Origin of the sequence: Streptomyces dioscori, from assembly GCF_003024195.1 — a bacterium.
Taxonomy (GTDB): Bacteria; Actinomycetota; Actinomycetes; order Streptomycetales; family Streptomycetaceae; genus Streptomyces; species Streptomyces dioscori.
On sequence record NZ_KZ679039.1, the window covers coordinates 506,061 to 516,927 of the forward strand.

At 69.9% G+C, this 10,867-nt stretch carries 12 protein-coding genes and 1 pseudogene; 6 read left to right on the forward strand and 7 right to left on the reverse strand.

The features are described 5' to 3' along the window. Position 1: 1 nt before the first annotated feature. Positions 2-1,681, reverse strand: a pseudogene (locus C6Y14_RS06920) (sodium:solute symporter family protein). A gap of 127 nt (positions 1,682-1,808) precedes the next feature. Here C6Y14_RS06920 and galT point away from each other — a divergent pair. The 3 genes from galT to galK are packed head-to-tail and all read left to right on the forward strand — an operon-like array spanning position 1,809 to position 5,031. Then, a complete protein-coding gene (galT, locus tag C6Y14_RS06925) occupies positions 1,809-2,870 on the forward strand; it encodes a galactose-1-phosphate uridylyltransferase (RefSeq protein ID WP_107015602.1) in 1,062 nt (353 codons plus the stop codon). Next, positions 2,867-3,868: a UDP-glucose 4-epimerase GalE gene (galE, locus tag C6Y14_RS06930; RefSeq protein WP_107015603.1), complete on the forward strand. Its 1,002-nt coding sequence runs from the start codon at positions 2,867-2,869 to the stop codon at positions 3,866-3,868. The genes galT and galE overlap by 4 nt, the downstream gene beginning before the upstream one ends. Further along, the gene (gene galK / locus C6Y14_RS06935) at positions 3,868-5,031 is read left to right on the forward strand and encodes a galactokinase (RefSeq protein ID WP_107015604.1); all 1,164 of its coding nucleotides are present in this window, start codon (positions 3,868-3,870) and stop codon (positions 5,029-5,031) included. Before galE ends, galK begins: the two co-directional genes overlap by 1 nt. 192 nt (positions 5,032-5,223) lie before the next feature. Here the strand turns inward: galK and C6Y14_RS06940 are convergent, their stop codons facing one another. Next, complete coding sequence (locus C6Y14_RS06940; RefSeq protein WP_107015838.1) at positions 5,224-5,682, reverse strand: GNAT family N-acetyltransferase; 459 nt, start codon at positions 5,680-5,682, stop codon at positions 5,224-5,226. Between the two features lie 258 nt (positions 5,683-5,940). Here C6Y14_RS06940 and C6Y14_RS06945 point away from each other — a divergent pair, with 258 nt between their 5' ends. Then, on the forward strand, positions 5,941-6,708 hold the full coding sequence (locus C6Y14_RS06945; protein ID WP_107015605.1) for a LuxR C-terminal-related transcriptional regulator: 768 nt from the start codon (positions 5,941-5,943) through the stop codon (positions 6,706-6,708). Here C6Y14_RS06945 and C6Y14_RS06950 read toward each other — a convergent pair. Then, the gene (locus C6Y14_RS06950; protein ID WP_107015606.1) at positions 6,667-7,164 is read right to left on the reverse strand and encodes a MarR family winged helix-turn-helix transcriptional regulator; all 498 of its coding nucleotides are present in this window, start codon (positions 7,162-7,164) and stop codon (positions 6,667-6,669) included. The two genes, C6Y14_RS06945 and C6Y14_RS06950, sit on opposite strands and share 42 nt — an antisense overlap. A gap of 119 nt (positions 7,165-7,283) precedes the next feature. On the opposite strand from C6Y14_RS06950, the gene C6Y14_RS06955 reads away from it, so the two are divergent. Further along, positions 7,284-8,102 carry a trans-aconitate 2-methyltransferase gene (locus C6Y14_RS06955; protein ID WP_107015607.1) on the forward strand — a complete coding sequence of 273 codons (819 nt, stop codon included), beginning with the start codon at positions 7,284-7,286 and terminating at the stop codon, positions 8,100-8,102. 4 nt (positions 8,103-8,106) lie between these two features. Then, entirely contained in the window at positions 8,107-8,490 is a 384-nt protein-coding gene (locus tag C6Y14_RS06960) for a VOC family protein (protein WP_107015608.1), read from the forward strand. Here the strand turns inward: C6Y14_RS06960 and C6Y14_RS06965 are convergent. From C6Y14_RS06965 to C6Y14_RS06980, 4 genes are read right to left on the reverse strand one after another with little or no spacing between them, the layout of a single operon-like run. Further along, the gene (locus C6Y14_RS06965) at positions 8,465-8,713 is read right to left on the reverse strand and encodes a type II toxin-antitoxin system RelE family toxin (protein WP_107015609.1); all 249 of its coding nucleotides are present in this window, start codon (positions 8,711-8,713) and stop codon (positions 8,465-8,467) included. The two genes, C6Y14_RS06960 and C6Y14_RS06965, sit on opposite strands and share 26 nt — an antisense overlap. Further along, a complete protein-coding gene (locus C6Y14_RS06970; protein WP_107015610.1) occupies positions 8,710-8,961 on the reverse strand; it encodes a type II toxin-antitoxin system Phd/YefM family antitoxin in 252 nt (83 codons plus the stop codon). Before C6Y14_RS06970 ends, C6Y14_RS06965 begins: the two co-directional genes overlap by 4 nt. A gap of 41 nt (positions 8,962-9,002) precedes the next feature. Then, the gene (locus tag C6Y14_RS06975; protein ID WP_055617961.1) at positions 9,003-9,674 is read right to left on the reverse strand and encodes a TetR/AcrR family transcriptional regulator; all 672 of its coding nucleotides are present in this window, start codon (positions 9,672-9,674) and stop codon (positions 9,003-9,005) included. After that, a complete protein-coding gene (locus tag C6Y14_RS06980; RefSeq protein WP_107015611.1) occupies positions 9,671-10,681 on the reverse strand; it encodes an acyl-CoA desaturase in 1,011 nt (336 codons plus the stop codon). The genes C6Y14_RS06975 and C6Y14_RS06980 overlap by 4 nt, the downstream gene beginning before the upstream one ends. Positions 10,682-10,867: the final 186 nt, after the last annotated feature.

Consider the following 10,867-nt stretch of genomic DNA (forward strand, 5'->3'; position numbering starts at 1 on the left):
GTCAGAACGAGAACGGGATGTAGCAGGCGGCGGCCAGGACGATGGCACCCCAGCCGAGCAGGGCGGGGCTGCGGTACCAGGCGTCGTCGCCCGTGCCGGCCGGTTCCTCCATGCCGGGGGAGCTGGTCCCGTACACCAGCCCCCGCAGTTCCTCCGCCGGCTTCGGCGCGGTGAAGAGGGAGACCGCGAACATGACGACCGCGCCGGCCACGAACCCGGCGATCGCGGAGACGAAGTTGGCGCCCTGGTCGGAGGGGATGCCGATGATGTCCTGCTTGTAGAGGACGAAGTAGTTGACCATCGCGGCCGTGGTGCCCGCGAGCAGCCCCCAGAAGCCGGACTTCATGGACGCCCGCTTCCAGAACATGCCGACGATGAAGACGACGAACATCGGCACGTTGAAGAAGGAGAACAGCGTCTGGAGGTAGCTCATGATGTTGGAGAAGGACGAGGCGAGGAACGCCGTGCCGATCGACGCCAGCACACCGACCGCCGTGATGAGCCGGCCGAAGCGCACGTAGTACGCGTCCTCCTCGTCCCGCTTCACGTACTTGCCCCAGATGTCGTTGGTGAAGACGGTGTTGAAGGACGAGATGTTGGCCGCCATGCCCGCCATGAACGCCGCCAGCAGACCCGTCACCGCGATGCCGAGGACGCCGTTGGGGAGCAGGTCCTCCATCAGGTACGGGATCGCGTCGTTGTACTGGAGGTCCGAGCCGGACGTCCCGATCTTCGGTACGAGCACGGCCGCGACGAGCCCCGGGATCATCACCAGGAACACGATGAAGATCTTCGGGAACGCGGCGATGAGCGGGGTGCGCTGGGCCGCGGAGAGGTTCTTCGCGGACAGGGCGCGCTGCACCTCGGCGAAGTTGGTCGTCCAGTAGCCGAAGGACAGCACGAAGCCGAGGCCGAGCACGATGGTCAGCCAGTTCGCGCCGAGCGGGTTGTCGCTGCCGATGCCGGTGCCGCCCCACGCGGTGGTGAAGTCGCTGCCGTGGCTCGCGGTCAGGGAGTCGGTCAGACCGTCCCAGCCGCCGACCTTCTTCAGGCCGAGCACCGTGAGCGGGATGAGCGCGGCGAGGATGACGAAGAACTGCAGCACCTCGTTGTAGATCGCCGACGACAGACCGCCGAGGGTGATGTACGCGAGCACGAAGGCGCCCGCGACGACGATCGACACCCACTCCGGCCAGCCGAGCAGCGCCTCGACGACGATGGCGAGCGCGTAGAGGTTCACGCCCGCGATGAGGACCGCGGCGAAGGCGAACAGCACGGAGCTGAGCAGGTGCGCGCCCTTGTCGAAGCGCAGCAGCAGGAACTCGGGGACGGACCTGACCTTGGAGCCTTAGTAGAAGGGCATCATCACCAGGCCCAGGAAGACCATGGCGGGGATGGCGCCGATCCAGTACCAGTGCACGGTGTAGACGCCGTACTGGGCGCTGTTGGCGGCCATGCCGAGGATCTCGGTCGCGCCGAGGTTGGCCGCGACGAAGGCCAGTCCGGTCACCCAGGCGGGCAGTGAGCGCCCGGAGAGGAAGAAGTCGAGGCTGGTCCTCACCGAGCGGCGGGCGGCGAAGCCGATGCCGAGCACGACGACGAAGTAGATCGCCAGGATCGTGTAGTCGAGCCAGTTGGTCGGGAGCCGCAGCTCCGCGGCCAGGTATGTGGGGGTCTGCATCCTGCTTGCTCTCACTTCAGCTTGGTGTTCTTTGTTCGGTTGTGGTGCTGACTTGCGTGGGGGTTTGTGGTTTGATGTGTTTGATTCTGTTTATTGGTTTGATCGGGTTAGGGATGGGGAGTCCGGCGTGAAGAAGACCTCGACCCGGCTGGCCGACGGTCGTGAGCTCATCTACTACGACTCGCGCGACGACACCGTGCGCGACGCGGTGGACCGGCGCCCGCTCGACCGGACGGTCACCACTTCGGAGGTACGGCGCGACCCGCTGCTCGGTGACGCGGTGGCCATCGCTTCGCACCGCCAGGGCCGCATCTACCACCCGCCGGCCGACGAGTGCCCGCTGTGCCCGTCCGAGGGCGACCGGCTGAGCGAGATCCCGGACTCGTCGTACGACGTCGCGGTGTTCGAGAACCGCTTCCCGTCGCTGGCCGGGGACTCCGGGCGGTGCGAGGTCGTCTGCTTCACCTCGAACCACGACGCGTCCTTCGCCGATCTGACCGAGGAGCAGGCGGCCCTCGTCCTGGAGGCGTGGACCGACCGCACGGCGGAGCTGTCCCATCTGCCCGCCGTGGAGCAGGTGTTCTGCTTCGAGAACCGCGGCGCCGAGATCGGCGTCACGCTCGGCCACCCGCACGGGCAGATCTACGCCTACCCCTTCACGACCCCTCGCACGGCCCTGATGCTCCGCTCGCTGGCGGCGCACAAGGAGGCGACGGGCGGGGAGAACCTCTTCGACGCCGTGCTGGAGCGGGAGCTCGCCGACGAGCGGGTCGTCCTGGAGACCGAGCACTGGGTGGCCTTCGTGCCGTTCTCGGCGCACTGGCCCTACGAGGTGCACCTGTATCCGCGCCGCCGCGTGCCCGATCTGCTGGGCCTGGACGAGGACGCGCGCACAGAGTTCCCCAAGGTCTATCTGGAACTGTTGAGGCGCTTCGACCGGATCTTCGGCGAAGGTGAGCCTCCGACGCCGTACATCTCGGCCTGGCACCAGGCGCCGTTCGGCACGCTGGAGGAGTTCGACGGTGTGGTGCGTGAGGACTTCGCGCTCCACCTTGAGCTTTTCACCATCCGCCGCACTTCCGGCAAGCTGAAGTTCCTCGCGGGTTCCGAGTCCGGCATGAACGTGTTCATCAACGACGTGCCGCCGGAGACCGCGGCCCAGCGACTGCGAGAGGTAGCGAGTTCATGAGTGGGAAGTACCTGGTCACCGGCGGTGCGGGCTATGTGGGAAGTGTGGTCGCGCAGCACCTGCTGGAGGCGGGCCACGAGGTGACCGTCCTCGACAACCTCTCCACCGGTTTCCGCGCGGGCGTCCCGGCCGGAGCCGCCTTCGTCGAGGGCGACATCCGCGACGCAGCCAAGTGGCTGGATCCCTCGTACGACGCCGTGCTGCACTTCGCCGCGTTCTCGCAGGTCGGCGAGTCGGTCGTGAAGCCCGAGAAGTACTGGGACAACAACGTCGGCGGCACGATGGCCCTGCTGGGCGCGATGCGCGAGGCGGGTGTGCGCACGCTGGTCTTCTCCTCCACGGCGGCGACGTACGGCGAGCCGGAGACCACCCCGATCACCGAGTCCGCGCCGACGCTCCCCACCAACCCCTACGGCGCCTCGAAGCTGGCCGTCGACCACATGATCACGGGAGAGGCCGCCGCGCACGGGCTGGCCGCCGTCTCGCTGCGCTACTTCAACGTGGCGGGCGCGTACGGCAGCAGCGGTGAGCGGCACGACCCCGAGTCGCACCTCATCCCGCTCGTCCTCCAGGTCGCACAGGGCCGCCGCGAGGCCATCTCCGTCTACGGCGACGACTACCCGACGCCCGACGGCACCTGCGTCCGCGACTACATCCACGTCGCCGACCTCGCGGAGGCGCACCTGCTGGCGGTCGCCGCCGCGCAGCCCGGTGAGCACCTGATCTGCAACCTCGGCAACGGCAACGGCTTCTCGGTCCGCGAGGTGATCGAGACCGTCCGCAAGGTGACCGGACACCCGATCCCCGAGGTCGCGGCCCCGCGCCGGGCCGGCGACCCGGCGGTCCTCGTCGCGTCCGCCGCCACGGCCCGCGACCGGCTCGGCTGGAACCCGTCCCGCGCGGATCTCGCGGGAATCGTCGCGGACGCGTGGGAGTTCGCCCAGAACATCGCACAGCGCAGCGACGCGCAGGACATCGCGAAGGCGGAGGGGCACTAGTGGGGACGCAGGAAGCGGTTCAGCAGGTCCGCGGCGGCTTCGAGAAGCTGTACGGGACACCTCCCGAGGGGATCTGGGCGGCGCCCGGCCGGGTCAACCTGATCGGCGAGTACACCGACTTCAACGAGGGCTTCGTCATGCCCCTCGCGCTGCCGCACACCGCGGTGGCCGCGGTCTCGCGCCGCGACGACGGAGTGCTGCGGCTGCACTCGGCCGACATCGAGGGCCCGGTCGTCGAACTGCACGTCGACGCGCTGGCCCCGCTGACGAACACCAGCTGGGCTGCCTACCCCGCGGGGGTCGTGTGGGTCCTGCGCGAAGCCGGGCACGCCGTCACCGGCGCCGACATCCACCTCGCCTCGACGGTCCCGACGGGCGCCGGCCTGTCCTCCTCGGCGGCGCTTGAGGTGGTCACCGCCCTGGCCCTGAACGACCTGTACGAACTCGGCCTCACCGGGCCCGAGCTGGCCCGCGTCGCCCAGCGCGCCGAGAACGACTTCGTGGGCGTGCCCTGCGGGATCATGGACCAGACGGCGTCCGCCTGCTGCACGGAGGGCAACGCCCTCCACCTCGACTGCCGCGACCTGTCGATCCGGCAGGTCCCCTTCGACCTCCCGGCCCAGGGCCTCCAACTCCTCGTCGTCGACAGCCGCGTCAAGCACGCGCTGGGCGACGGGGCGTACGCGGAGCGGCGGGAGGGCTGCGAGGAGGGCGCCCGGCAGCTGGGTGTCCCCTTCCTGCGGGACCTCGCGTACGAGGACCTCGACGCGGCGCTCGCCCGGCTCTCGGACGAGCGGCTGCGGCGGTACGTGCGTCACGTCGTCTCGGACGACCACCGGGTGGAGGAGGTCATCGCGCTCCTCGACGCGGGTGACATCCGGGGCATCGGCCCGGTCCTGACGGCCGGTCACGCCTCTCTCCGCGACGACCTCCGCATCTCCTGCCCGGAACTGGACCTCGCCGTCGCGACGGCGAACCAGGCCGGGGCGCTGGGGGCGCGTATGACGGGCGGCGGCTTCGGCGGCTCGGCGGTCGTGCTGGTCGAGGCGGCGGACGCGGACACGGTCACGAAGGCGGTGGAGGAGGCGTTCGCGGCGGCGGGGTACACGGCGCCGAGGGTCTTCCCGGCGGTGCCGTCGGAAGGGGCGCGCCGGGTGGGCTGACGGGCTTGTTTCGCCCCCGCCGCCCCTACCCGTCCCGTCACTGCATGGGGGCTGCGCCCCCTCGCCCCCGTTGTCCTCAAACGCCGGACGGGCTGAGACAGCCCCGGACCGGCGGACTTCTTTCAGCCCGTCCGGCGTTTGAGGACACAGTGACGGGACGGGTAGGGGCGGCGGGGGCGAGAAAAGGTCCGGTCAGGGCAGCAGGCGCTTCGTCAGGGTGTACTCCGTGATCCCCGGCGGGTAGTCGGGGATCGCGCACACCACCTCGTACCCCTGCTTCCGGTAGAAGTCCGGCGCCTGGAAGTCCCACGTCTCCAGCCGGGAGGCACGGCACCCCCGCGACGAGACGGCCAGACGTTCCGCGCGGGACAGAAGATGCGCCCCGAGTCCGGCCCCCCGATGGCGCCCGTCGACCCAGAGATAGGCGACATGCAGCCACGTCGCCCAGGTGTGCCCGACCAGCCCGCCCACGACCGAGCCCCCCGGCTCCAACGCCCACACATGGAGCGGAACTTCCCGTTCACCAGGGGTTCCGCTCAGCGAACGCAGCACCGGAGACGCCGCCGTATTGGCCTCCCGCAGCCGAGACCGCAGGAATTGGCTACGCTCTTTGTCGACTTCTGTCTCAATACGAAACATACGGCTCACCATAAACGCGTCGGCCAATCAGTTCTGCAAATCACCTTCCGCTCCTGCCGCACGGCCTTACTCTGATGAGCAGCACCGGTGGGGGCCGGTGCCGATCAGGGGGCGAGACAGTCGGGTACGACGCCCGAAGTGGGGGTAGCAGTTCCAGCACGGCGGCGGCCGTGCGACTGCGGCACCCCGTTTCCTGAGCCGACAGGAGGCTCGGGAACACCTCGGGCGCCGTACCTGCGCCGGTCCGTCCCCCGACCAGTGGGGGTTTCTGTGGTTCGCATCCGTGTTCTGGTCGTCGACGACCACCGTATTTTCGCCGAGTCGCTCGCCGCCGCCCTGGCCGCCGAGCCCGATGTCGACGTCTCCGCGGCGGGCAGTGGCCCGGCCGCGCTGCGCTGCCTGGAGCGGGCGGTCGCGGAAGGCCGCAGGTTCGACGTGCTGCTCGTGGACGCCGACCTCGGCGGCAACGTGCCGGGTGTCCGCCCGGCCGTGCCCGTGCACGACAACAACGAGGAAGGCCTGGTCGACGGCATCTCGCTGGTGGCGGGCGTCCGTTCGGGCCAGCCCGGTGTCCGTACCGTCGTACTCGCCGAGAAGGACGATCCGCGGCGTGCGGCTCTCGCCCTGCAGGCGGGCGCCTCGGGCTGGGTGGCCAAGGACTGCTCGCTGTCCCGGCTGCTGACCGTCATCCGCGGGGTGCTGCGGGACGAGACGCATCTGCCGCCGGCGCTGCTCACGGGTGTGCTGCGTGAGCTGACCGCCGCCCGCAAGCACCGCACCGAGAGCGAGCGCCTGGTGGAGTCGCTGACTCCGCGCGAGCGCGAGGTGCTGCGGTGCATGGTGGCGGGGCTGGGGCGCAAGGCCGTCGCCGAGCGGCTGTTCCTCTCCCCGCACACGGTCCGCACGCATATGCAGAACGTGCTGGGGAAGCTGGGCGTCCACTCGACCCTCGCGGCCGTGGCGCTCGCCCGCCGGGCCGGGGTCGGCCCGGTGGACCTAGCCGGGGATGTTGTCGAACGGGGCGGTCAACTGGCGTAGCAGCCCGGCCAGTTCACCGCGCTGGGCCCGGCTGAGCTCCGCGAGGATCGCGCGCTCCTGGTCGAGGAGTCCGGCGAGTGCCTGGTCGGCGCGGTCGCGGCCCTCCTCGGTGAGCCGCACGAGCACGCCCCGGCGGTCGCTGGGGTCGGGGAGTCGCTCGACCAGGCTCTTCTTCGCGAGCCGGTCGATACGGTTCGTCATCGTGCCCGAGGTGACGAGGGTCTGGGTGAGCAGCTGTCCGGGGGAGAGCTGGTACGGGGCTCCCGCGCGCCTCAGTGAGGTCAGCACGTCGAACTCCCAGGGTTCCAGGGCGTGCTCGGCGAACGCGATGCGCCGGGCGCGGTCCAGATGCCGCGCGAGCCTGCTCACGCGGCTGAGCACTTCGAGTGGTTCCACGTCGAGGTCGGGGCGCTCCCGGCGCCATGCTGCGACCAGCCGATCGACCTCGTCCTCCATGGCGATCAGTGTAGTGGTTGTGTCGATGTGAAGTCTCTTGATGTGAAGTATCTTGACGGCGAGAGAGTTGGGGTGTGAGGGTGGAGGTCGGCTCGTCCTGACTCCTTTGGAGGCTTCCGATGTCCGCCACCACCACTCCCACCTGGGATCCGGGGCAGTACCTGCGCCACGCGGAGCACCGCGCCCGCCCCTTCGCCGAGCTCCTCGGCCGCGTTCCCGGCCTGCCCGGCGACCCGGCCCGCATCGCCGACCTGGGCTGCGGGCCCGGCAACGTCACGGTCCAGCTCTGCGAGCGGTGGCCGGGCGCGTACGTCACCGGTTACGACAACTCCCCGGAGATGCTGGCCCGGGCCGCGGGGCACGCGGGGCCGACCGGCGGTGGTGGCGGCCTGGACTTCGCCCACGCGGACCTCACGGAGTGGGCGCCCACGGAGACGTACGACCTGATCGTCTCGAACGCCGCGCTGCAGTGGGTGCCGGGGCATCTGGAGGCGTTCGGGACCTGGCTCGACGCGGTGGCCGCCGGCGGGACCTTCGCTTTCCAGGTGCCCAACAATATCGATGCGCCGCTGCACGCGCTGATGCGTGAACTCGCCTCCTCCCCGCGGTGGAAGGGGCGGCTGGGCGGAGTCCTCCGGCGCGCGGACTCGGTGCACGACCCGCTCGTCTACCTGGACCGGCTGGCGCGGCTGGGGTGCGGGGCGGATGTCTGGGAGACGACGTACCTGCAGATCCTGGAGGGGGAGGACGCCGTCCTCGACTGGTCCAAGGGGACGGGGATGAGGCCGGCGCTCACGGCTCTCGCCGACGACCCGGAAGCCCGGGACGCCTTCACCGCCGAGTACCGGGACCTGTTGCGCACGGCCTACCCGACGGCCCCGTACGGCACGGTCCTGCCGTTCCGGCGGCTGTTCGTGGTGGCGCGGAAGGGCAGCTGAGCCGATGCTGACGGCCGTGGACCACGTCCAGCTCGCCGCGCCGCCGGGGTCCGAGCTGGCCTTGCGCGCCTACTACGTCGACGTCCTCGGCATGACCGAGATCCCCAAGCCGCCCGCACTCGCCGCGCGCGGCGGCTGCTGGTTCCGGGCGGACGGCGTGCACCTGCACCTGGGGATCGACCGTGATTTCCGGCCCGCTAAGAAGGCGCATCCGGGGCTGCGGGTCGTGGGGATCGAGGCGTACGCGGCTCGTCTGGTCGCCGGCGGGGCCCCGGTGACCTGGGACACCGCGCTTCCGGGGCATCGGCGGTTCTACTCCGAGGACCCCGTCGGGAACCGGCTGGAGTTCCTGGAGCCGTGTCTCAGGGCGTGCGGCCCAGGTTCGTGACGAGGATGCGGATCACGTCCTCGTCGATCACATAGAGGACGCGGTAGTCACCGACGCGGAGGCGCCGGATGTTCGGTCCGTAGGCGGTGGAACCGGTGGGGCGCGGCTCCTTGGCGAGGGTGTCGACGGCTTCGTAGACGGCGGCGAGTCCCGCGGGGTCGTCCTTGAGGAACCGCACGGCCGCGTGCGTGGCGCTCGGTTCCCAGGTGATTCGGTAGTTCATGGCCGCAGCCCCAGCATGCGCCCGACTTCCTCGTGGCTTACGCCCTCTCCCAGCGTCCCCTCCGCCTTGCGGCGCTGGTAGTCGGCGGCTGCGAGGGCATCCTCCAAGTCCTCGATGACCTGAGGCGAGACAAGCAGCGCCGCCACGTGACCATGGTCGGTGAGGGCGATCGTCTCGCGGCCGTGGGCCGCGCGGCGGACGAGGTCACCGAGCTGGGAACGGGCGGCGCTGATCGCGATCTCAGTCATGGGCGTATTGGTATCACAAGGTTCACCTTGTGGCCCATGCATTAACTCTTTCGGCGTCCTATCAGGCGTGGCTTCGCCTCCAGGCCGTCCAGGCCGTGCCAGGCCAGGTTGACCAGGTGGGCCGCCACCTCCGCCTTCTTGGGGCGGCGGACGTCCAGCCACCACTGGCCCGTGAGGGCGACCATGCCCACCAGTGCCTGGGCGTACAGGGGGGCCAGTTTGGGGTCGAAGCCGCGGCGTTTGAACTCGCGGCCCAGGATGTCCTCCACCTGCGTGGCGATGTCCGAGATCAGGGACGCGAAACTGCCCGTCGACTGGGGGATCGGGGAGTCGCGGACCAGGATGCGGAAGCCGTCCGTGTACTCCTCGATGTAGTCGAGGAGCGCGAACGCCGCCTGCTCGCAGAGTTCGCGCGGGTGGCCCGCGGTGAGGGAGCTGGTCACGCCGTCCAGGAGGCGGCGCATCTCACGGTCCACCACCACCGCGTACAGGCCCTCCTTGCCGCCGAAGTGCTCGTACACGACCGGCTTGGAGACGCCGGCCTTCGCCGCGATCTCCTCCACCGACGTCGCCTCGAAGCCCTTCTGGGCGAAGAGGGTGCGGCCGATCTCCAGCAACTGGGCCCGTCGCTCCGCCCCCGTCATCCGGGTGCGGCGAGCGCGCCGCGGCTTTTCATTGCTGGGTGTGCTGGAGTCGGCCACGCCGTCAATCATGCCGCCTCGGCCGTCTCCGGCTTGCGCCGGGCGCCCTTCCCGTCCGGGTTACGGCGGGAATCGATACGTGAGCGTGACGGCCAGCGCACGTCGTACGCCCAGCCGAAGCGCTCGAACCAGCGGATCAGACGGGCCGACGAGTCCACCTGACCGCGCTCCACACCGTGCCGGGCCGACGTCGGGTCCGCGTGGTGGAGGTTGTGCCAGGACTCGCCGCAGGACAGGACGGCCAGCCACCAGACGTTCCCCGAGCGGTCACGCGACTTGAAGGGGCGCTTGCCCACCGCGTGGCAGATCGAGTTGATCGACCAGGTCACGTGGTGCAGCAGCGCCACCCGGACCAGTGAGCCCCAGAAGAAGCCCGTGAACGCGCCCCACCAGGACATCGTCACCAGACCGCCGATCACCGCGGGGAGCACGATGGACAGCCCCGCCCAGAGGAGGAACTGCCGGGAGATCGTGCGCAGGGCCCGGTCCTTGATCAGGTCCGGTGCGTACTTCTCCTGCGGGGTCTGCTCCTCGTCGAACATCCAGGCGATGTGCGCCCACCACAGGCCCTTCATCAGGGCCGGGACCGTCTCACCGAAACGCCACGGCGAGTGGGGGTCGCCCTCGGCGTCGGAGAACTTGTGGTGCTTGCGGTGGTCGGCCACCCAGCGGACCAGCGGCCCCTCGACGGCCATGGAGCCGGCGATGGCCAGCGCGATGCGCAGGGGCCGCTTCGCCTTGAAGGCGCCATGGGTGAAGTACCGGTGGAAGCCGATCGTGATGCCGTGGCAGCCCAAGAAGTAGAAGAACACCAGCAGGCCGAGGTCCAGCCAGCTCACACCCCAGCCCCAGGCCAGCGGAACCGCCGCGAGGACGGCCAGGAACGGGACGGTGATGAAGAGGAGAAGGGTGATCTGCTCGATCGAGCGCTTCTTCTCGCCGCCCAGCGTGGCGGAGGGGACGGAGGAGTCGTCGTGCGCCCTCGGGGCGTCATCGATCACGTCGGAACTTGCGGTCATGGGGGCGTCCCCTGTGGGGTCGAGGAGGGTGGGTATGGCCGATAAGCGTGGCTGTGCGTAGCCAGAAACAGCGCTTACGGTTCCGTAACCTACGGCGTCGTAAGTATGGCAGCGCGTTGCTCCGGGGCAAGAGCCCGAGAGACTGCGCGTCCGGATGGACACCTATCCTTGGTCTCGGTCGGACAG

Excerpts from the sequence above, each read along its gene's own strand:
- C6Y14_RS06980 (WP_107015611.1), bottom strand. The coding sequence starts at position 10,681 with ATGACCGCAAGTTCCGACGTGATCGATGACGCCCCGAGGGCGCACGAC.
- C6Y14_RS06940 (WP_107015838.1), bottom strand. The coding sequence starts at position 5,682 with ATGGTGAGCCGTATGTTTCGTATTGAGACAGAAGTCGACAAAGAGCGT.
- C6Y14_RS06950 (WP_107015606.1), bottom strand. The coding sequence starts at position 7,164 with ATGGAGGACGAGGTCGATCGGCTGGTCGCAGCATGGCGCCGGGAGCGC.
- C6Y14_RS06970 (WP_107015610.1), bottom strand. The coding sequence starts at position 8,961 with ATGACTGAGATCGCGATCAGCGCCGCCCGTTCCCAGCTCGGTGACCTC.
- C6Y14_RS06955 (WP_107015607.1), top strand. The coding sequence starts at position 7,284 with ATGTCCGCCACCACCACTCCCACCTGGGATCCGGGGCAGTACCTGCGC.
- galE (WP_107015603.1), top strand. The coding sequence starts at position 2,867 with ATGAGTGGGAAGTACCTGGTCACCGGCGGTGCGGGCTATGTGGGAAGT.
- C6Y14_RS06960 (WP_107015608.1), top strand. The coding sequence starts at position 8,107 with ATGCTGACGGCCGTGGACCACGTCCAGCTCGCCGCGCCGCCGGGGTCC.
- C6Y14_RS06975 (WP_055617961.1), bottom strand. The coding sequence starts at position 9,674 with ATGATTGACGGCGTGGCCGACTCCAGCACACCCAGCAATGAAAAGCCG.
- C6Y14_RS06965 (WP_107015609.1), bottom strand. The coding sequence starts at position 8,713 with ATGAACTACCGAATCACCTGGGAACCGAGCGCCACGCACGCGGCCGTG.